This is a genomic window from Rhodococcus sp. PAE-6 (genome assembly GCF_025290685.1).
GTDB classification, from domain to species: domain Bacteria; phylum Actinomycetota; class Actinomycetes; order Mycobacteriales; family Mycobacteriaceae; genus Rhodococcus; species Rhodococcus pyridinivorans.
On record NZ_JAOCLZ010000005.1, the window covers coordinates 61446 to 82254 of the forward strand.

The 20809-nt window shown below is 68.9% G+C and carries 20 protein-coding genes; 3 read left to right on the forward strand and 17 right to left on the reverse strand.

The window, feature by feature from the left end; translation table 11 throughout:
• Positions 1-8: 8 nt before the first annotated feature.
• From NVV99_RS12575 to NVV99_RS12585, 3 genes are read right to left on the reverse strand one after another with little or no spacing between them, the layout of a single operon-like run.
• Entirely contained in the window at positions 9-971 is a 963-nt protein-coding gene (locus tag NVV99_RS12575) for an ABC transporter permease (RefSeq protein WP_006550611.1), read from the reverse strand.
• Complete coding sequence (locus NVV99_RS12580; protein ID WP_006550610.1) at positions 968-2041, reverse strand: ABC transporter permease; 1074 nt, start codon at positions 2039-2041, stop codon at positions 968-970. Before NVV99_RS12580 ends, NVV99_RS12575 begins: the two co-directional genes overlap by 4 nt.
• Positions 2038-3609 carry an ABC transporter ATP-binding protein gene (locus NVV99_RS12585; RefSeq protein ID WP_041803586.1) on the reverse strand — a complete coding sequence of 524 codons (1572 nt, stop codon included), beginning with the start codon at positions 3607-3609 and terminating at the stop codon, positions 2038-2040. Before NVV99_RS12585 ends, NVV99_RS12580 begins: the two co-directional genes overlap by 4 nt.
• 122 nt (positions 3610-3731) lie before the next feature.
• Between NVV99_RS12585 and NVV99_RS12590 the strand changes: the two genes are divergently transcribed.
• Together NVV99_RS12590 and NVV99_RS12595 are read left to right on the forward strand one after the other, a co-directional pair.
• On the forward strand, positions 3732-4322 hold the full coding sequence (locus NVV99_RS12590; RefSeq protein WP_080678602.1) for a helix-turn-helix domain-containing protein: 591 nt from the start codon (positions 3732-3734) through the stop codon (positions 4320-4322).
• A gap of 88 nt (positions 4323-4410) precedes the next feature.
• Positions 4411-5403 carry an isopenicillin N synthase family oxygenase gene (locus tag NVV99_RS12595; protein WP_024103393.1) on the forward strand — a complete coding sequence of 331 codons (993 nt, stop codon included), beginning with the start codon at positions 4411-4413 and terminating at the stop codon, positions 5401-5403.
• Here NVV99_RS12595 and NVV99_RS12600 read toward each other — a convergent pair.
• The 11 genes from NVV99_RS12600 to NVV99_RS12650 all read right to left on the reverse strand — a co-directional run bounded on the left by NVV99_RS12600 (position 5367) and on the right by NVV99_RS12650 (position 17202).
• Positions 5367-6860, reverse strand: coding sequence for an aldehyde dehydrogenase (locus tag NVV99_RS12600; RefSeq protein WP_041803588.1), 1494 nt, complete (start codon positions 6858-6860; stop codon positions 5367-5369). The genes NVV99_RS12595 and NVV99_RS12600 overlap by 37 nt on opposite strands.
• Positions 6857-7744, reverse strand: coding sequence for an aromatic ring-hydroxylating dioxygenase subunit alpha (locus NVV99_RS12605; protein ID WP_041803589.1), 888 nt, complete (start codon positions 7742-7744; stop codon positions 6857-6859). The genes NVV99_RS12600 and NVV99_RS12605 overlap by 4 nt, the downstream gene beginning before the upstream one ends.
• Positions 7741-9291, reverse strand: coding sequence for a GMC family oxidoreductase (locus NVV99_RS12610; RefSeq protein WP_024103396.1), 1551 nt, complete (start codon positions 9289-9291; stop codon positions 7741-7743). The genes NVV99_RS12605 and NVV99_RS12610 overlap by 4 nt, the downstream gene beginning before the upstream one ends.
• Before the next feature lie 16 nt (positions 9292-9307).
• Positions 9308-9931 carry a thiamine pyrophosphate-dependent enzyme gene (locus tag NVV99_RS12615; protein ID WP_051424893.1) on the reverse strand — a complete coding sequence of 208 codons (624 nt, stop codon included), beginning with the start codon at positions 9929-9931 and terminating at the stop codon, positions 9308-9310.
• Entirely contained in the window at positions 9928-10428 is a 501-nt protein-coding gene (locus tag NVV99_RS12620) for a thiamine pyrophosphate-binding protein (RefSeq protein WP_024103398.1), read from the reverse strand. The genes NVV99_RS12615 and NVV99_RS12620 overlap by 4 nt, the downstream gene beginning before the upstream one ends.
• 35 nt (positions 10429-10463) lie before the next feature.
• Entirely contained in the window at positions 10464-11051 is a 588-nt protein-coding gene (locus tag NVV99_RS12625; RefSeq protein WP_024103399.1) for a glutathione S-transferase family protein, read from the reverse strand.
• The gene (locus NVV99_RS12630; protein ID WP_024103400.1) at positions 11048-11683 is read right to left on the reverse strand and encodes a Rieske (2Fe-2S) protein; all 636 of its coding nucleotides are present in this window, start codon (positions 11681-11683) and stop codon (positions 11048-11050) included. Before NVV99_RS12630 ends, NVV99_RS12625 begins: the two co-directional genes overlap by 4 nt.
• Positions 11680-11934: a hypothetical protein gene (locus NVV99_RS12635; protein ID WP_024103401.1), complete on the reverse strand. Its 255-nt coding sequence runs from the start codon at positions 11932-11934 to the stop codon at positions 11680-11682. Before NVV99_RS12635 ends, NVV99_RS12630 begins: the two co-directional genes overlap by 4 nt.
• A gap of 353 nt (positions 11935-12287) precedes the next feature.
• Positions 12288-14984: a molybdopterin cofactor-binding domain-containing protein gene (locus tag NVV99_RS12640; RefSeq protein WP_024103402.1), complete on the reverse strand. Its 2697-nt coding sequence runs from the start codon at positions 14982-14984 to the stop codon at positions 12288-12290.
• Positions 14981-15823 (reverse strand): xanthine dehydrogenase family protein subunit M, encoded by an 843-nt coding sequence (locus NVV99_RS12645; RefSeq protein WP_024103403.1) that lies wholly within the window; start codon positions 15821-15823, stop codon positions 14981-14983. Before NVV99_RS12645 ends, NVV99_RS12640 begins: the two co-directional genes overlap by 4 nt.
• Before the next feature lie 5 nt (positions 15824-15828).
• Positions 15829-17202, reverse strand: a complete 1374-nt coding sequence (locus NVV99_RS12650) for an 8-oxoguanine deaminase (RefSeq protein ID WP_024103404.1) — start codon at positions 17200-17202, stop codon at positions 15829-15831.
• A 141-nt stretch (positions 17203-17343) separates the two neighbouring features.
• On the opposite strand from NVV99_RS12650, the gene NVV99_RS12655 reads away from it, so the two are divergent.
• Positions 17344-18807, forward strand: coding sequence for a PucR family transcriptional regulator (locus tag NVV99_RS12655; RefSeq protein WP_231911970.1), 1464 nt, complete (start codon positions 17344-17346; stop codon positions 18805-18807).
• Positions 18808-18837: 30 nt separating this feature from the next.
• Here the strand turns inward: NVV99_RS12655 and pucL are convergent, their stop codons facing one another.
• From pucL to uraD, 3 genes are read right to left on the reverse strand one after another with little or no spacing between them, the layout of a single operon-like run.
• The gene (gene pucL / locus NVV99_RS12660) at positions 18838-19758 is read right to left on the reverse strand and encodes a factor-independent urate hydroxylase (protein ID WP_006550604.1); all 921 of its coding nucleotides are present in this window, start codon (positions 19756-19758) and stop codon (positions 18838-18840) included.
• Between the two features lie 5 nt (positions 19759-19763).
• Complete coding sequence (uraH, locus tag NVV99_RS12665; RefSeq protein ID WP_006550603.1) at positions 19764-20087, reverse strand: hydroxyisourate hydrolase; 324 nt, start codon at positions 20085-20087, stop codon at positions 19764-19766.
• Positions 20084-20590, reverse strand: a complete 507-nt coding sequence (uraD, locus tag NVV99_RS12670; RefSeq protein WP_024103406.1) for a 2-oxo-4-hydroxy-4-carboxy-5-ureidoimidazoline decarboxylase — start codon at positions 20588-20590, stop codon at positions 20084-20086. The genes uraH and uraD overlap by 4 nt, the downstream gene beginning before the upstream one ends.
• Positions 20591-20809: the final 219 nt, after the last annotated feature.

Sequence of the window (20809 nt, forward strand, 5' to 3'; positions counted from 1 at the left end):
ACGGAAAGCTATTTCGCGGGCACGAACGGGATGCCGAGCGCCTTCGGGGAATTGCTGCGCGAGAACCACACGGTGGTGGCGATGACCGCGAGCAACGTCACCGCGTACGGCATGGCCTGGAACAGCTCGTACGGTACCGACGTGGCCTGTCCACCGGACGCGGCCTGTACACGCAGCTGGAAGGCGTCGACGAGACCGAACATGAAGCCACCGACGATGGCGCCGAGCGGATTCCACCGGGCGAGGATGACGACACCGAGCGCGATCCAGCCGCGACCACCGGTGATGCCGTCCTGGAAGAAGCCCAGGCTGTCGATGACGAGCGCGCCGGCCATACCTGCTGCGGCGCCGGAGATCAGAAGCGTGCTCCATCGGGTGCGGGGGACGGAGACGCCCACCGAGTCGGCGGCCTCGGGGCTTTCCCCGGCCGCGCGGATCGACAGGCCGAAGGCCGTGCGGGTGAGCACCCACCACAGGGCGACGACGAGTGCGAGCGCGAGGTAGACGAGCGGGGACTGCGAGAACACGATCGGGCCGAGCACCGGCAGGTCGGACAGCACCGGAAGGTCGAGGGGAATGGTGCCCTGGATGCGCGGCGGTGTACCGGTCATGCCGAACACCTGCAGGTACAGGAAGGACGCGAGTCCGGTCCCGAGGATCACCACCGAGATCCCCGTGATGATCTGGTCGACGGCCATCGTGATCGTCAGGTAGCCGACGATCGCGGCGATCACGAGGCCCGCGGCGGCGCCGGTGGCGGCGCCGAGCATCGGTTGCCCGGTGTAGTACACCGTCACGAACGCGATGATCGCGCCGACCATCATCTGTCCCTCGATACCGAGGTTCATCAGCCCCGAGCGCTCGGCGAGGCACGCGCCGGCGGCGGCGAGGATGATCGGCACCGCCAGCCGCAGCGCAGCGGTGAACAGCGGGACGAGCGCACCGGCGCCCAGGACATCGGACCAGTTCATCGAGCACGCTCCACGATTCGGTTGGCGAGCAGCACCGTCAGGATCATCACTGCCTGGACGACGGTGCCGATGGACGCGGGGATCTCCTGGGTACGCTGCACCGCCTGACTGCCGAGGGTCAGCCCGGAGACCAATGCTGCTGCGAGCACGATGCCGAACGGATTGCGACGCCCGAGCAGTGCTACCACGATCGCGGTGAACCCGATCCCGGAGGAGATCGCCAGCGACAGTCGGAACTCGCTGCCCAGCAACATGATCGCGCCGGCGATACCGCCGAGTGCGCCGCTGATCAGAGCGGAGGTGACCACGGTGCGGGCGACGGAGATGCCATTGGCCTCGGCGACGCTCGGGCTCCCACCGACGATCTGCGACGCGAAACCGAACCGGGTCGAACGCATGAGCCACCACACCAGCGGCACCGCCGCGATCGCGACGAACACACCGATGTGGATGCGGGTGCCGGGAATCGTCGCGAGTGCGGCCCAGTCGGGAATGCGTTCGGACTCGGGGGTGAAACCGTTGGGATTGGCGAGGGGTTTGCGCACCGCCCACGCCAATGTGTAGAAGACGAGGTAGTTGAGCATGAGCGACGAGATGATCTCGTTTACCCCGAGCCGCGCCTTCAGCACGCCTGCGATGCCGCCGATGCACGCACCTGCGGCCGCGGCGGTGACGGCGACGATCGGGATCGCGATCCAGCTCGTCCCCAACGGCATGCTCAGCACCACGGCCGTCGCGGTGATCGCGCCGACGTCGTAATGGCCCTGCGCGCCGATGGTGATGAAGCCGGTGCGGTACGCGATCGCGTAGCCGAGACCCATGAGGACGAGCGGCGTCATACCCGTGAGCAGGCGGCCGAGCTGCGTATCGCCGCCGAGAGCGGCGTCGAGCATCGTCGCGTAGGCCTGCCCCGGATCACCGCCCGCGAGGACGATGAGGATCCCGCCCGCCGCGAGACCGACGGCGACGGCGAGTAGCGGCACCCCGATAGTGGTCGTGAGACTCCGGATCCGCGACGCGGTGGGCGGCTCGGGTGGCGTCGTCACCGGTGGGCTGAGCGTGGCGGTCATGCTGCGGCCTCCTGGAATCCGCCCATGGCCGAGCCGAGGGCTTCGCGGTCGAACGGGCCTTCGTCGAACTCGGCGACGATCCGTCCGCGGTAGAGCACGACGATCCTGTCGGCGAGGCTGCAGATCTCGTCGAGATCGGACGAGATGAGCAGGATCGCGGCGCCCCGGGAGCGATGGTCGACGAGCGTGTCCCAGACGAACTCGGTGGCGCCGATGTCGAGACCGCGGGTGGGCTGGGCGACGACGAGGACGTCCGGCTCACCGTCGAGGACCCGGCCGAGCACCACGCGCTGGGCGTGCCCACCGGACAGGGTGCCGGCGAGCGTGCGCGGGCTCTGGGCCTTGACCGACAGGGCGGCGATGATGCGCTCGGCGCGTTCGCGGACGGCTGCCCGCGACAGGCGGCCCCAGCGACGGGCGAGCGGGGGATCGGTGTAGCTGTCGATCGCGAGATTGGTGTCGATTCCCAGCGACTTGATCAGTCCCCGGGTGTAGCGGTCGGCGGGGACGATGCCGACACCGGCCTCGCGCATCGCGCGGGGGGACGAGGCGTCGATCTCTCGTTCGGCGACGACCACCGCGCCGGTGGAGTCGGGGGCGAGTCCGGACAGGACGTCCTCGAGGGCGGACTGGCCGTTGCCCTCGACTCCGGCGACGGCGACGAGCTGCCCGGATGCGACCCGCAGGGTCACGTCGTGCAACTGACCGGGGACGGACACACCGACCAATTCGAGCATTCGACTCCCGGCCGGTTCGGTGGCCGCACGGCGGATACCGAGCCCGACCTCGCGGCCGACCATGTCGCGGGCGAGTTCGGCGGTGGTGACGCTCTCGGCGCCGTCCCCGCGGATGGGGCGTTCGGCGACGAGTCGTCCTCCTCGCAGTACACCGACCCGGTCGGCGGCCTCGAGGACCTCCTCCAGATGGTGGGTGATGAGCACGATCCCGACGCCGCGTTCGGCGGCGAGTCGGCGGACCTGTGCGAGCAGTGAATGCACTTCGGCCGGCGCCAGATTCGCGGTCGGTTCGTCGAGCAGCAGGTAGCCGGCGCCCAGGTGCAGGGCGCGCAGGATCTCGACGCGCTGTTGCTCGCCGACCGACAGGTTCTCCACGCGTGCGGTGGGGTCGCAGGCGAGGCCGGTGTCCTCCGCGAGGGCGGTGATCTCGGCTTCGGTGCGCCGCAGACGTTTCCGGCCGACCACTCCGCGGGACCGGCCGAGCAGGAAGTTCTCGGCGACCGTCATGCTCGGCACGAGCATGAAGTGCTGGTGGACCATGGCGATCCGCTCCCGTCCTCCGTCGGCGAGCGACTTTCCGTCCACTGCAATGGAACCGGAGTCCGGCGGGAGCAACCCGGTGAGGATGCGCATCAGGGTCGACTTGCCGGCGCCGTTCTCCCCGAGCAGCGCGTAGACCTCGCCGGGCCGCACATGCAACGACACGTCGCGCAGGACGGTGTTCTCACCGAAGGACCGGTGGATACCGCGCATCAGGACGCCCTCGGCGGGAACCGATTCTGTCGCTCCCGCAGCGGTGGTGATGCTCGCGGGCGAAGTTGCTGTCACCATACGGTGGGACCTTCCGAGTAATCGCTCTGTGTTAAGTCGAGACGATCCAGGTTTGTAATTGAGCGGCCGTGTCCGATTCATGACGATTGTGTTTCGGGCGGCGGGAGGGGATGAAATTCGTGATGCCGACGGAGAGTGCAGGGCCGGAACAGGATCGCGTCGCCCGGGTGGGCAGCGTCATCCGCGCCGTTCGCAGACAGGAGGGACTCACCGCGCGGGTGCTGGCCTCGCGCGCCGGGGTCAGCCAGGCGTTCCTCAGTCAGGTCGAACGGGGCCTCAACGCGCCCTCGCTCGCGACGCTGTACAGGATCGCCGACGCGCTCGGACGGTCGCCGTCGGACTTCCTCGATCCGGCGCCTGCCGACGACGTGCTGGTGGTACGTGCCGAGGGGCGCCTCGCGCGGGCGGTGACGGGAACCCCTGCGGCACCGGTGACCTGGATGGCCCGCGGCAACGGAGCGATCGCCGAGGTGTACCAGTACGAGATCGGGCCGGACGACGACATCGCCGGTTGGTTCCGTCGCTCGGACGATCTCGTGCTGGTGATGACCGGTGGACGGCTCGAGGTGGAGGTACGCGGACGCCCGGCGGTCGAACTCGCGGAGGGGGACTGCCTGTTCGCTGCGGCGGGGACCGAGATGCAGTGGCGCCATCGGAGTTCGGTGCCGGCTCGCCTGGTGCTCTGCGTCGGAGCGCGTTCCCAGGATCCGTAACACGGTCCTCACCGCAGCGAGACGGGCCCGCAGCATCGCAGGAATTAACTCAGAGCGATCATCGGTCCGTTCCTGCCAGGAGTCACTCATGGAATCCCTGCCTCTCATCGATCTGCGTCCGTTGCGCGACGGGAGCGACCCGCACGCCGTCGCCGACGCGCTCGACGCCGCGTGTACCGACCTCGGTTTCTTCGTCGTCACCGGTCACGGACTCGACCCCGACCTCCGGGCGGCGACGATGGAGGAGGCACGCCGTTTCTTCGCGCTGCCCTTCGAGGAGAAGATGGAGATCGCCATCGCGAAATCCACCTGCCACAGCGGATACGTGCCGCCGAAGACCGAGACACTCGACCCCACCGTCGGAGCCGACGGCAAGGAGGCCTTCGACATCACCACCGACCGCGCGGCCGATCATCCCGAGGTGGTCGCGGGCACGCCGCTGCACGGTCCGGCGCAGTGGCCGGCCTCGCTGATGCCCGGCTTCAAGAGTGTCGCCGACGGGTATGCGAAGGCGTGCCTGGACATCAACGCCCACCTCATGCGCGGTCTCGCTCTCGCTCTCGGTCTTGACGCCGACGCCTTCGTGCCGATGTTCACCGACCCGCTCGCGTCGCTCCGTATGCTGCACTACCCACCCGTTCCCGTCGGCGACACCGCACTCGGCATCGCGCCTCACACCGACTACGGCTCGTTGACGCTGCTCGCCCAGGACGACATCGGCGGGTTGCAGGTCGCCGCGCGAGGTGGCGGGTGGATCGACGTCGTGACCCCGCCCGACGCGTTGATCGTCAACCTCGGCGACATGATCGCGCGGTGGACCAACCACCGTTACGTCTCCACCCGTCATCGTGTGCTCAATCCCACGCGCGGGCACCGCTATTCGCTGCCCTATTTCGTTACCCCGGACTACCACGCCGTGATCGAGGCAATCCCGACCTGTGTCGAACCGGACGCGGAGCCGATCCATCCACCGATCGGGGCCGGCGAGTACCTGCAATCGCGGTTCGAAGCGACGCACGCGTACCTCGGGGCCCCGACCGACGGTCAGATCGACAAGCACACCGTCTTGGTCTCCAAGTAGTTCTCCAGCCCGGCGGCGCCGTTCTCGTAACCCCAGCCGGACTGCTTGTGGCCGCCCTTGACCAGTTCGGGGGAGAAGTAGGAGTGGCAGTTGATCCACACGGTGCCGGCGCGGATCGCGTCGGCCACCCTGTGAGCACGCGACAGATCCGATGTCCACACGCTCGCCGCGAGACCGTAGTCGGTGTCGTTGGCCCAGGCGATCACTTCGTCGGGATCGTCGAAGGGTGTCACCGTCACGACCGGGCCGAAGATCTCCTCCCGCATCATCCGCAGATCCGGGGCCGCGTCGACCACCACGGTGGGCTCGTAGAAGCTGCCCGTCTCGCCCACCATGCGACCACCCGTCACCACCGTGGCCCCCGCGCGGACTCCGTCGTCGACGTAGGACGCCACCGTCTCGCGGTGCCGCAGGCTCACCAGCGGCCCCAGATCGGTGTCGTCGTCGAGTCCGTGGCCGAGCCGCAGGGTGTCCGCAGCAGCGGCGAGACCGTCGACGACCTGCTCGTAGATGCCACGCTCGGCGTAGATCCGGGAACCGGCAACGCAGACCTGGCCGCAGTTGGCGAAGATGCCGCGCGCTAGGCCGGGGATCGTCAGCGGCAGCTCGGTGTCGCCGAAGACGACCGCCGGGGACTTGCCGCCGAGTTCGAGGGTGAGCCGCGAGAGATTGCGGGCTCCGGCCGATGCGACGAGCTTCTTCCCGACCTCCGTGGACCCGGTGAACGTCACCTTGTCCACCCCCGAGTGCTCGGCCAGCATGCGCCCGACCTCGCCGCCACCGGTGAGGATATTGACGGCCCCGTCGGGAATTCCGCTCTCCGCGAGCAGTTCACCGAACCGCAGGGCGGTCAGCGAGGTGTCCTCGGCCGGCTTGAGCACGACGGTGCATCCCGCGGCGAGCGCCGGCGCCAGTTTCATCGCCGCCATGAGCAGCGGCGAGTTCCACGGCACGATCGCGGCCACCACACCGACCGGTTCGCGCACGGAGTGCGCGACGACCTTCCGTCCCGGCGGCGCGTAGGTGATCGAGGGCGTGACAGTGGTCCCCGTGATCTTCGTGGCCCAACCCGCGTAGTAGCGGAACTGCTCCGCCGCGGAGGGGATCTCCGCGAAACGAGAGGTCGCCCAGGACTTCCCCTGGTCGAGGGTCTCGAGCTCGGCGAGTTCGTCGGCATGGGCGTCGATGGCCTCGGCGATCCGCCACAACACGCGAGCGCGGGCCGCGGGCGTGCACGAGGCCCACTCGTTCTGCAGGGCGCGGCGCGCGGCGTCGACCGCGGTGTCCACCTCGCCGGCTCCCGCCGACGCGAGTGTCGCGAGCGGCACGCCCGTGGCCGGGTCGCTCGTCTCGAAGGGCTTGCCGGAACCGGGGATCCACCGGCCGTCGACGAGCAGCGATTTCGTGCTGTCGCGGAGGAAGTCGGCACAGTACCGGGGGAGGGCGGCGGTGATCACGTGTCTGCTCCTCGGGGATGGACGGGACGGAACGGCAGGGCGCCCCAACGCAGTCCCTTGGCCTTGAGCCAGCGCCGGTAGGTGACCGACGAGGCGTCGGCGCGGGTGGGGATCTCGTCGCGCGGATCGAGCGGCAGTAGCAGCGGACGCTGGTTCTCGACGATGATGCGGTCCTGCAGGAAGATCACCTGCTCGAACTGCACCAGTTCGGTGTGCGTGGAATCCGGGTCGACGAGGTACATCACCGGTTGTGCGCGGCACAGGGTTTCGTCGATCGGCTGGATGAACAGGGCGATCGCGTCGAGACGGGTGGGATCGGAGGGCGAGACCCGGTAGAGCATCACCTGATACGGATTCGGGACGCGGTAGGTCAGTTGCGCGAACGTGCCCTCGGACGCCGCGGAGATCTGCGGCTGGAAGAACGTGCAGTCGGTGGCCCACACCTCGTCCGTCTCCCGGCGGATCTCCCATTTGTAGCGTGCGACCTCCGTGGCTGCCTCGCCTCCAAGGATGCCGGTGTGCACGAACGGGAAGTGCGCCATGTCGAGGAAGTTCTCGACCACCCGGCCGGGGGACGACCGAAGCGTGACCCACCCGCACGGCACGTAGCGCCGGTCGGGTTCGTCGGCCTCGTCGATGGGGAAGACGTCCTTCTCGGGGGCGCCGAGCGTGGTCCACACGAAACCGTATCGGCGTTGCACTGGAAGCACGGCGTCGCCGTCGCGCACCGTCGGTTCGCCGTCCGCGTCGACGCTGCACTCGATGTCGGCGCCGAGCAGTCGGGTGTGCACGACGGCCTCGGCGACCTCCTGTTCGGAACAGACCGGATACCACTGGTTCAGCACGACCGGGTCGTCGCAGCGGGCGGTGATGCTGGTCGTCACGACAGTCTCCTCTCGGTTCCGGTGATCAGCGCGGCCGCGCGCTCGGCGAGGGCGATCGCGGGGGCGTTGGTGTTGCACGACGGGAGCACCGGGATGACGGAGGCGTCGACGACGCGCAGTCCGTCCACGCCGTGGACGCGCAGGTCCGGGTCGACGACGGCGTCGGGTCCCACGCCCATCGCACACGTGCCGCCCGTGTGGAAGAAGGTCGCGCAGCTCGCACGGACGAAGGCTTCGGCGTCGGCGCGGCCGAGACGACGGTCCGGTGCAACGGGTGCCTCGACCAGGCCCTGCAACGCGGAGGTCTCGGCGAGGTCGAAGATGCGGTCGAGGCCGGCGACGAGAGCGTCGAGGTCGCGGGGATCGGACAGATAGCGCGGATCGATGATCGGTGCTGTGCCCGGATCCGCGGACCGCAGGCTCAGCTGTCCGACGCTGTAGGAGCGCATGAGACCCGGGGAGATCGCGAAGACGTCGCCGGTGACGTCGTAGCGTGCGGCCACCTCCGGGGTGGCGTGCGCACCCTGGACGACGAAGGCGTGCAGGTCGGGCAGGTCCAGCGACGGGTCCGAGCGCCAGTTCAGGATTGCCCCGCCGCCGTTGTCGCGGGCCGGTCCGAGCGGGTTGCGGGCGCGGAAGTTCACGCCCATGAGCAGGGGGTGGTCCTGGAGGTTGCGTCCGACACCGGGAAGTGCGGTGTGCACGGGGATTCCGTGTTCCTGCAGGTGCGCGGGATCGCCGATCCCGGAGAGCAGCAGCAGGTGCGGGCTCGAGATCGCACCGGCGCAGAGCAGGACCTCGGAGTCGGCACGGACCACGATGTCCGTGCCTTCACTGCCGTACCGCACACCGACGCACCGGTCGCCGTCGAACACCAATCCCGACACCGCGACGTCGGTCCGCACGGTGAGATTGGGCCGGGTCCGCGCCGGATCGAGATAGGCACGAGCTGTGCTGACGCGGTGGCCGTCGTCGATCGTGAGGTTCGCCAGGGAGGCACCCTCGATGTCCGGACCGTTGCAGTCGTCCAGCACGGTCATGCCGAGCTCGGCTGTGGCGCCGAGCAATCCGGTGGCGATGGGATGCGGGTCGGCGGGTCGGGTGATGCGCACCGGGCCTCCGGCGCCACGGAAGGCGGTGGCGCCGCCCTCCCAGTCCTCGGCACGGCGGAACCAGGGCAGCAGCGACGCGAAGTTCCAGCCCTTCGCGCCGGCGGTCTCCCACGCGTCGTAGTCCGAGGGGTGCCCGCGATACCAGAGCATTGCGTTGATGCTGCTCGATCCGCCGAGAACTCGGCCGCGGGGGATGGGCACGGCGCGACCGTCGAGCAACGGGTTGGGGGCGTAGCTGTGCCCCCAGTCGTAGTCGCCGCCGAGCAGTCCCGCCCAGGTCGCGGGCGCGTCGATCGGGGCGAGACCGGCGTGGTCCGGTCCGGCCTCGAGGAGCAGCACGGTGGTGTCGGGGTCCTCGGTGAGGCGGGCGGCGAGGACGCACCCCGCCGACCCGCCGCCGACGACGACGTAGTCGAAGCCGTCGGTTGTGTTCACTTCGGTTGTGTTCACTTCAGTTGTGTTCACTGGGACCCATGATGGTGATGCCCTCCGTCGCCTCCACGTGGCGAACGAAGATGTACTTGTCCTCCCGGCCGTCGCTGTGCTTGCGCTTGATGCCCGGTTGCACGACGCTCGAGACCTTCGCGACGAGCACGTACGGTTCGTCGGCGGACAGCCCTGCGACGCAGTGCTTGTCGAACTCTTCGAGAGTCTCCGCGGTGTAGGCATTCTCGATTCCCGCTCCGCGGGCGATCGCGGCGATGTCGACCTTGCCCTTCGCCGTGTGGGTCGGCGGCCCACCGATGGACTGGTAGCACTCGTTGTCCCACACCACCGTGAACAGGTTGCGGGGCTGCTCGTTGGCGAGGGTTGCGAGGATGCCGAGGTTGAACAGCATGCCGCCGTCGGTGTCGAGCGAGACGATCCGGCGGTGCGGCAGGCCCACCGCGAGACCGAACGCCTGCGGGGTCACGCAGCCGAGCTGCTGCTGGAACAGGCTGGCCTCGCGCATGTGCGGGGCGGCGTTGTACCACTCGTCGACGCTTGCGCCGAGGGAGAGGATGACGAGCTCGTTCTCGAGCCGAGCGGCGAGTGCCTGCATGCACTCGAATCGGGTCATGCGCATGGTGGTCATCGGACGAGTCCTTCTCCGAGGGCGATGGCGGAATGGTGGTAGGCGGAGTAGGACCACTCGAACGCGTCGTGGATGGCGCGTTCGATCGCGTCCTCCTCCCGCACGATGCGGTACGGGATGCGCAGGGCGTCGAGGATCGGCTCCATCGTGATGCCGTGCGGCACGGCCCACCAGTTGTTCTCGCCGAGTTCGCCGCGGTAGCTCATGAGCATGATCACCGGGATACCGGCACCCAGGCCCATGCGGGCGAGGGGTTCGACGGACGCACGCAGGCCGGAGTTCTCCATGATGAGCGCGGCACGCTTGCCGGACAGGAAGATTCCGCCGCAGATCGCGGCGCCCTCGCCCTCGTTGGTGACCTGGATGGTGCGGATCGTGGGGTGCGCGTCGAGGGCGGGGTAGAGCTCCTTGAACAAGGAGTCGGGCAGGTAGCACACGGTGGTGACGCCGGCCTTCTCCAGGCCGCGGATCACCGCGTCAACGGTGGACTGTTGCATGTGGCGTCCTTTCGGAATGTGGGTAGTCGGAAAGATCAGGGGAAGACGGGGATTCCGGGCATCTCCACGAAGCCGGGAAGCTGCTTGATGCGCCGGATCCAGCTGCGCAGGGCGGGGTAGCGGTCGTGGTCGATTGCGATGTCCCGGCTCAGGGCAGCGGCGGGGAACAGGGCGATGTCGGCGACGGTCGGCCGGTCGGCGGCCACCCACGCGTCGTCCGTCGTGCGGGACGCGAGCAGGTCGTCGAGCGACTGCACCACCGCGCGAGCGGCCGTGGTGTCGACGGGATCCGTCGTGTACAGCGATCGTTCCCGGCAGGAGTAGAACTGTTCGAGCGGTCCGGTCGCGAAGTCGATCCAGTCGTCGAACGGTGCGGCCCATGCGGTTCCGTCGGAGAGGTGGACGAGGACGTCGATCGATCCGACGAGGGTCGCCGTTCCGGTCTCGAACACCGGAAGTTCGCCGGTGGGGGTCAGCTCGCGGTAGGGCGGTTCGAGGTGGGCGCCACCGGGGAACACGTCGACCGGTTGCACGCGATGCTCGACGCCGAGCAGCGCCAGTGCCAGTCGTACGGAGTAGCACCGCGGGTCGAGCGGGAAGTCGTGCAGGACCGGGATGCTCACGAGACCACTACCTCTCGCGCGGACGACACGGAGTCGCGGAGTTCGTGCAGTCGGTGGACGAGGGCGTTCACGGTGTCGGCCGGGACGACGCCGGCGGCGACGACGTGCACGGCCGTGGTGTGCGCGTCGATCGTCTGGATGCCGGCGATCACGTCGGTTCCGTCGATCGTGCCGGTGGCGACGGCACCGGTTCCGTCCAGGCCGAGGAGGGCGAGGGCGGTGTCCCGGTCACCGTCGATCCATACCGATCGCACCGGGGTGATCGCCGTGTCGGGAACGTCGGGTGTGCCGTCGGCATCGGTGGGTGCGACCCACACGAGGCCGGCGCTCTCGACGGTCCGATCCTGCTGCGGTTTCACGGTTTTCGGCGGTTCCATCCGCGGGTGGGCAGGGACGTGTCTGCACGCGCCGGCCCCGTCGAACTGCCACCCGTGGTAGAGGCAGACGAGGCGGTCCTCGCGGACGAATCCGAAGGACAAGCGCATGCCGCGGTGCGGGCAACGGTCGGCCCACGCGTGCACGGCTCCGTCGGTGCCGCGCCACAGCGCGACGGAGTCCCCGTCGACGGTGGTGCCGGTCGCGGTGCCGGGCTCGATGTCGCGGGCGAGAGCGACGGGAGTCCAGACGGTCATGGGGTCGGGTTCCTCTCGGTCGAAGTGAGATCGAGGACGACATTGGTGCCGGGGGCGAGAGCGCAGGCCGTTTCGAGGGCGTCGACGAGGTCGGGTTCGCCCTCGGTGCGCAGCTCGATGCGATGCCGGGTCGCAGTGACGACGGTGGCACGTACCTGCAGCAGATCGGCGCGGGCGGCGACGAAGTGCGCCATGGCACCCGGATCGAATCGTCCTACCAGCGTGAGGATGGACGAGATCGTGCCGCACATGTCAGCAGTGGGTGCGCCGGCCGTGGAAGGGGCTCGGTGTCGGGGAACATCGCATGGAAACCTCCGGGGACGTGGGGTGCTTCGTCTGCGACGGCCCTCGCGCCCGTCACCGGAGAGTCCTCCTCCGGAGGGGAGCTCCGGATCGTTCACCGGCCCTGGGCCGGACGGACATCATCGGTTCGATTCCCGATGTGGTTCAGTACTTTACACAACGCGATGGGTCGAATCGCCCCCGCCGCATCAACTTCGTGTTACGGCTGCGTTGCGTACTCGGCCGTACAACGAACGAGACCGATGTCGTGTGCGAAATTCGGCCGGAAATCGCACACGACACCGGTCTCGGCGGATCGGTCTCACTGCATGAGTCGCCAGATGCGGTCGCGGGACAGGGGCAGCTCGTGCGGCCGCACCCCGATGGCGTTGCGCACGGCGTTCGCCAACGCCGGGGCGACCGGGTTGAACGGGGCCTCGCTCATCGACTTCGCGCCCATGGGGCCGAGTTCGTCGTAGGTGTCGGCGAAGTAGACCTCGGTGCGTGGGACGTCCGCGAACTGCGGAATGTGGTAGTTGCGCAACACATCCGTCGTCACACGACCCGCGTCGTCGGTGATGATCTCCTCGTACATCGACGCACCGAGCGCCTGCGCCGCGCCGCCTTCGATCTGCCCGCGGCACTGCTCGGGGTTGAGGACGGTGCCCGCATCGGCGGCCTGGATCGAACGGAGGATCCGCACCTCACCGGTGCGGGTGTCGACGGCGACGCGGAAGGCCTGCACGTTGAACGACAGCGAGCGCGGCAGACCGCCGTGCCGGCCTTCTGCACGCAACCGGCCGCCCGCGACCTCCAGTAGCTCATCGGGGGTGACGAGACGATCGCTGCACCGCACGCCGTCGGCCTGCAGTTCGGCCTTCTCCGGGTCGGTGCCGGTCAGCTCCGCGGCGGCCTTGGATATCCGCCGTCGCAACTCGTGGGAGGCCGCCAGCAGGGCCTTCGACGCGACGACCGTGCCCGACGACCCGAAGGCGCCGGTGTCGTGGGTGGTGACGTCGGTGTCGGACTGCTGAATCACGATGCGGTCGGGAGTGGTGCCGAGCGCGGTGGCCGCGATCTGGGTGTGGACGGTGGTGGTGCCGTTGCCGAACTCCGCCGTGCCCACCCGTGCGAGATACCGGCCGTCGGGCAGAAGTTCGATCGACGCTTCGGAGATGTGCCCGTTGGGCGGGTTGGTCGCGATCATCGCGAGCGCCATGCCCTCGCCGATCCGCCAGTGATTCCCGGTCGGCGCGGGCCGGCCACCGGTGCGCGCCATCGCCCGTTCGGCAAGATCGAGACACTGGTCGAGTCCGTAGCTGCCGTACGTCAGGTCGGCGCCCTCGGGATGCGCCGCGACCAGCGCATCTCCCGGCACGATGATGTTGCGGCGCCGGAACTCGTACGGGTCGATGCCGAGCTTGCCGGCGAGTTCGTCCATGGCCGACTCCACCGCGAAGATCACCTGGCCGAGGCCGTAGCCGCGGAAGGCGCCCGACGGCCGGTTGTTCGTGTACACGGATTCGGCGTCGACCCGCTTGTTCGGGCATCGGTACACCGCGATCGACTCCGTGCAGCCGTGGAACATCACCCCGGGGCTGTGGTTGCCGTAGGCGCCCGCGTCGGCCAGCACGTCGATCGCGAGGGCGGTGAGGACACCGTCGGCGTCGGCGGCGAGGGTGACGTCGACCCGCATGGGATGCCGGCACGGAGCGACGGTGAGCTGATCGGAACGGGTGAACTCCCACTGCACCGGGCGCCCCGTCTTCAGGACCGCCGCCGCGACGACATCTTCGACCAGCATCTCCTGCTTGGCGCCGAAACCCCCGCCCACCCGGGCCGTGTGCACGCGCACCCGGTCCCGGTCGAGTCCGAAGATATGGCACAGCTCGTCGCGCACCAGGAACGGAACCTGTGTGGAACTGCGGATGACGAGCCGTCCGGCCTCGTCGAGATGACCGATGGCTCCGTGTGTTTCGAGATGGGTGTGTTGGACGCGGTGGGTCTGCCAGCGTCCCTGCACCACCGCCGCAGCGGACGCGACCGCCGCGTCGACGTCCCCGCTGCTGCCGTGGATCGCGGCGACGACGTTGCGTCCGGGATCGGCGATGCGCGCGTCGGCGGACTTGTCGGCGTGCAGGAGGGGAGCCCCAGGCTTCCGGGCCTCGTCGGGATCGAGGACGAAGGGCAGTTCCTCGTACTCGACGTGGATCGACGCGAGCGCCCGGTGTGCGATTGCCGGACTCTCGGCGACCACCGCGGCGACCCGCTGTCCGCGGAAGCGCACGACCCGGTCGAACAGGTAAGTGTCGTCGGGATCGTCGTTGCGGTTCTCGTGGCGAGCGGTCGAATAGGCGGTGGCCGGGGCGTCGCGGTGGTACAACACCGCGTGGACACCGGGGAACGCCTCGGCGGCCGAGACGTCGACGGAGAGGATCCGCGCATGGGTGTGCGGGCTGCCGAGGACGGCGATGTGCAGCAGACCCTCGACGGTGGTGTCGAGGGTGTACGGCTCGGTGCCGGTGACGACCCGCGTCGCGGCCGGTGCGCGCTGCGAGCGGCCGCACGACGGTCCATCGACCTGCTCGACGTTGGTGCGCGACCGCAGGGCATCCTCGATCGATCGGTAGCCGGTGCACCGGCACAGGTTGCCCTTCAAGCGTTTCGGCAGGTCGTCGAGATCTTCGTCGGAGAAGGTGGACGCGGTGACGATCATGCCTGCGGTACAGAAGCCGCACTGGAAACCGGCGGCGTCGGCGAACTGTTGTTGGACGGGATGCAGGTCGTCGGGGGTTCCCAGTCCCGCGACCGTGGTGACCTCGCGACCCTCGACCCGCACGGCCGGGACCACGCAGGAGTGGACGGGTTCGCCGTCGAGCAGGACCGAGCACGCGCCGCAGTCACCGGCGTCGCAGCCCTTCTTGACCTCGAAGTGCTCGGTCTCGCGCAGCAGGGTACGCAGGCACTGGCCGGGCCGGGGGTCGACGTCGCGTTCGCGGCCGTTGACGGTGAGTTTCACGGCTGAACCTCCGTTTTCGGCAGTGCAGTGTTCGACAGTTCGGTGCGGATCTCTTCGGCGAGCACCGCGGTAACGGCACGTCGCCAGTCGGCGGCGCCATGCGCATCGGTGTAGTAGCTCGTCGTCGGGACGAGACGGGCCAGTGCGTCGGACAACGCCTGTGCCGACGGGACTTCCGTGAACCGCAGGAGACAGGGACGCACCGTCGACGCGGTGATCGACAGCGTGACACTGCCGTCGTCGTCGCGGCGTCCGATCACGACGGCCCCCGAACGTCCCAGCGGAGAGAGGGCGATCTTGCGGAAGACCGTGCGGGAACTTAGGACCCGCAGAGGAATCCGGATGCTCCGCAGGATCTCTCCGGGTGCGAGGGCGTTGGAGGCGACTCCGAGGACGAAGTCGGCCACCGGGATCCGCCGTTCGCCGCCGTCGATCGTCCAGATCACCGCGTCCGCGTCGAGTGCGGTCGCCAGCGAGATCATGGCACCGGCGGGGAAGGACAGGCAGATGTTGCCGCCGACCGTGGCGCGCTTCCAGATCTTCCACGACGCCAACAGTGCCTCGGCGCACTGCCGGAACAGCGGTGCCGCAGTATGTTCCGCCTCGTCCGAGAGTGCGGCCATCTGTTCGACCGTGCAGGTCGCGGCGATCTCGAGAGCGTCGGGGTGCCGGGTCACGGCAGGCCAGCCGAGACCGGACAGATCCACGAGTCGGTGGAGGTGCGGTTGCGGTTCGGAGAACAACCAGGTGCCACCGCCGAGCGGGGCCGCGCCCTCCTCGAAGGTCAGATCGGTGCGGTCGCGGGCGATGTCGTAGGCGGTGATGTTGTGCAGATCCATCGCCTTCACCCCGCCTTGGCGACCAGCGCGGCGTGTTCCGCCGCGACCTGCCGTGCCACGACGTCCTCGTCGACGGTCCGGACCTCGTCGCGGACGACCACCTCACGGCCGTTGATCAACAGCAGTTCGAGAGGCGGTGTGCTGCCGAGGACGAGGGCCGCGACCGGGTCGGCGATGCCGGAGTGGGCGAGGCCGTCGATCCGCCACAACGCCAGATCGGCGAGCTTGCCGGGCTCGATCGATCCGATCTCGTCCTCGCGTCCGAGGACCCGGGCGCCGCCGATGGTGGCGAGTTCGAGGCTCTGCCGCACCGTCATGGCGCGGGGGCCGCTGCGGGCACGGGCGAGCAGTGCGGCGTGGTGGGCCTCTTCGAGCATGCAGCACGACTCGTTGCTCGCGGCACCGTCGACGCCGAGGCCGAGCGGCACGCCCGCGGCGTAGAGGTCGGCGGCGCGGGCGATGCCGGCACCGAGCCGGGCGTTCGAGGTGGGGCAGTGGGCCGCACCTGTACCCGACGCGGCGAGCACACCGATGTCACGGTCGTCGAGGTGCACGGCGTGCGCGTACCAGACGTCGGGTCCGGTCCAGCCCAGCGACTCCATGTACTGGACGGGCTTGCATCCGAACTTCTCGAGGCAGAAGTCCTCCTCGTCGAGGGTCTCGGCGAGATGGGTGTGCAGCCGCACCCCGAGATCGCGGGCGAGCAACGCGGACTGCTTCAGCAGCTCACCGGTCACCGAGAAGGGCGAGCACGGCGCGAGCGCGACCCGCAACATCGAATCGAACGACGGATCGTGCCAGCGGTCGACGGCCTCGCGGCTGCCCTCGAGGATCGCGTCGATGTCCTCGACGATGTGATCGGGCGGCAGACCCCCGGCGCTCGCACCGAGGTCCATCGACCCGCGGCAGGGATGGAAGCGGATACCGACCTCGGCCGCTGCGGCGATCTCCGCGCCGAAGACGTCACCGCCCTCGCGGGGCACGACGTAGTGGTGGTCGGTGCTGGTCGTGCATCCGGTGCGCACCAGATGCGCGAGTGCGCCCTTGGCCGCGACGTGCACGGCGTCGGCGTCGATGCCACCCCAGACTGGATAGAGGGTGGTGAGCCATTCGAACAGGGTGTGGTCGGCGGCGAGCCCACGCGTGATCCATTGGTACAGGTGGTGGTGGGTATTGATCAGGCCGGGGGTGAGCACGCAACCGGTGCCGTCGACGATCTGCGCATCGTCGTAGCCGGTCGGTTCGCCCGACCCGACCGCGACGATCCGGTTGCCGGAGACGACGACATAACCGTCGCGGTGTTCGGCGCGGGCGGCGTCCATGCTCACCACGTGTGCGCCGCGGATGACGAGCGGCCGGGTGGTGGGATGCGCGTGCATAGTCGACTCCTCGGATCGTCGGGAGTCTTCAGTCAACTGCGCCGAACAGATGTACCTCTGCGGCAGCACGCACGAAACACCTCGGAAATCCGCGGCTCGTACTGTGCGATCGTCCAAGACCGTCACCAGGAGGTGAACATCGTGCTTCTTCGAGATGTGGTGGAGGCGCCGGGGCTGGGAATCGGTGTACTGCACGGCGACGCGGAGGCCCTGAGCCGTCCCGTGCTGCGCGCGTGCACCACCGACATGCCCGACCCCACGCGCTACGTCAGCGCAGGCTCGCTCGTGTTCACCGGCCTGGTGTGGCGACGCTCCGCCGAGGACTCCGACCTGTTCGTCAAACGGCTCGTCCGAGCGGGGGTGACGGCGATGGCCGCCGGCGAGGCCCTGCACGGCCGGATACCCGACGACGTGATCGAGGCGTGTGCACGACATCGCATGCCGCTGCTGGTCGTGCCCGACGAGGTGCCGTTCAGCCGAGTCATCGAATACATGACCGGGCATATGGCCGGAGCCCGGATGGATCGTCTGCAGACGGGACTGGCACGGCAGCGGCAATGGCTCGCCGCCGTCGCCGACGGTCGGAGTGTGGGGGAGCTGCTCGACGGACTCGCGCAGCAGCTCGGGGTGGAATCGGCGCTGATCACCTCCACAGGCGTGACGGTCGCAGGAGGTGCAGAGCTCGACGACGCCGAACTCGACCGGATCACCGCAGCAGCGTTGACCGCCGACCGCTTTCCACTGCGGCTCGACGGTGACTTCACCGTCCTGCCGGTGGGACGCGGACTGACGGACCGGATCGACGCGTGGTTCCTGGTGATCCGGCACGACGAGAGCGGACCGGAGTGCGTCGAGGCGTTCTCCGAACTCGCCGCGGTGGTCGCTCTCGATCGGATCCGGCGCGACGAACGGCGCCGGGTGGCATGGGAGATCACCGACCGGACCCCGACCGTGCGCGCTGCGGACTCGCGGGTCGCGGTGGTGGCCGAAGCCGAGGGCCGGATCTCGCCGGACGTCCTACGCGGTCTCGTCGAGGACGTCCTGGACGGAGCGGTCACGTCGATCGACGCGGCGAACAGGGTGGTCGCCCCGGCGATCGGCAGCGACGTCGACGTGGCACGGCTGTTGAGCCGACGCCTCGGGCGTCTCGCGCCGGCGTTGCGCGGCGACCGGATGTTCGTCGGTGTCGGCGGGCAGAGTTCTGACGACGACCCGGCCGGCGCGGTCCGCGCGGCGGCATCGGCATGCGCTGCAGCACACAACGATCCGGGTCCGGTGGCGGTGCGACGTGCCGAACTCGATTCGGCGCTCGACCTGTTGTCGACCCTGCCCGACGAACTGCGTCGCGCGTACGCCGACCGGCTGCTCGGGGGCGTCGTCGAACACGACCGACGCACCGACGCGGGTCTGCTCGCGACCCTCGAGGCATTCCTCGATTGCGACGGATCGTGGCGGCGCACGGCCGATCGACTGCACGTGCACCTGAACACGGTCCGCTACCGCATCGGGCGAGTCGAAGCGCTCACCGGGCGTTCCCTCGCGCGCACCGGTGACCGCTTCGATCTGTATCTCGCGCTGCGTTCGTTGGAACCCGCTCTCGCGTGAGCGGTATCCGTTGTCGTGCCGCGTGAGTGGTCACATGGCGCCGGTGTAGGGCTCCCAGGAGATGCCGGCATCGGGGGCGTCCTCGCGCAGCACGCTCGCCTGGATCAGTCCGTAGGGCCGGTCGTCGGCGTGGAAGACCTCACCGGCGTTCTCGACTCCGAAACGTGCCAGGTCGTAGAGGAAGTGGTGCTTGTTCGGTGCGGACAGGCGGATCTCGGCGATCGATGGGTACCGCTCGAGCACGGCGCGGCCCATCTCGTACAGGCTCTGTTGCAGGGCCTTCGAATGCAGGTTCGCGAACACCTCGAGGAGGGTGGCGCGCACGCCCGCGTAGACGGTGTCCCAGTCGACGTCGGTCGATGCGAACCGCCAGCGCGCCTGGAGGCTCGTCGCCATGATGCGATCCTCCGCCGGTTCGAGAACCGTGTACGGGTCGGTGAGGAAGCCCTGGAACTCCGAGCCGGTGGACTTGAGGACGACGAGATCCTTCAGGCCGCCGACCACCCATTCGCGTCGGTCGGTCCCGGTGCCCTCGACGGTGATCGCGGCGGTGCGGACCTCGGATCCCTTGCGCGTCCAGGTGTGGTCGTGCTCGGCGCCGTCGACGACGACCCGCTCCCAGGCGTACTCCTCGATCTCGATGCGCGCCGAGCGGACGGGTTCGACGTCGTCGACGAAATGCCGCGCGAGCGCGAGGCCGTACTCCTCGACGAACTCGACGCCCTTCTCCTTGGCGTAGGAGTAGATGGTCTGCTTCTGGCTGTCGGTGGGCAGCACCGTGCCCTGATCTCCCTCGAGATGTGCGGCGTCGAAATCGCCGTGCAGGCAGGACGAGACGTTCAGGTCGCGGATCTCGTGCCGGTCGGTGTCGCGCACGATGCGCACCACCCGATTCTCGGCCTTGCCGTAGCGGTGCGGTCCGAGGACGATCTTGCCGGTCAGTTCGGTCATGGTGGTCAGCTCCCGCGGTAGGTGGAATACGAATAGGGCGACAGGAGGAGCGGCACGTGGAAGTGGCTGCTGCCCTCCGGGATACGGAAGGTGACGGTCACCTCCGGATAGAAGGACGCGACTCCGCGGCGCGAGAACCAGTCACCGGTGGCGAAGGTCAGGTGGTAGGTGCCCTCGGGCAATGGATCGGTGAAACCGGTGAGACGACCGTCGTCGTCGGTGACACCGGCGCCCAACGAGGTTCCGTGCGTATCGGTGAGGGCGACGCGCAACCCCACCGCGGGGGCACCGGCCGTCGCGTCGAGCACGTGGGTACTCAGGGTGTTCATGCGCGGCTCCCTGCGGTCTCGATGACGATCCGCTCGAGTCGGAGTCGGGTGATCTCGGCGAGCGCCGCACGCATCTCGGCCTTCTCGCTCTCCGGGTCGTTGTCGAGGCGACGCTCGAGGATCTCCAGCAGTTCCGGCGCCGTGCGGCCGGCGGCGCGGACGAGGTAGACGTGCCCGAACCGTTCCTCGTATTCACGGTTGCCGGCGGCGAGCCGGTCGAGGATGTCGGCGTCGGCCGTGGCGACGGCGGACTGCTCGCGACGGGAAGCAGCGTCTTCGCTGCGTTCGCCGATGCGCGGGTGGCCGGCGAGGGCGTCGGTGAGGTCGTCACCGTCGAGGTTCTCGGCCGCGGCCGCGGCGGCGGTGAGCAGCACGGTGCGCGAACCGAACGGGCGCGCTGCGACGACGGAGTGTGCCCATGTCCGGCTCGAACAGCAGTCGAGCAACAGAGCGACGGCCTCGTCCTCGGGCATCGCATCGAACCGGGCCGTTGTGAGCTGCACGGACCCTCCTTTCGTCGGTGCATTCGATACTGTCCGGTGGGCGTGCGGCGGGGGAGGTGCAAGCGCTACAGAGTTCGGTTCGCCGCGGGTGCGCCGGTTGGATGATCGGCCAACGAGGTGGTTGCGTCTTGAACAGTTTTCTGGAATAGTTCCAGTTATTGGATTTATTCCAGAAGAAGTGGGCGACCCGGGTGGGGTCGCAGGGTTGAAGGAGTGATC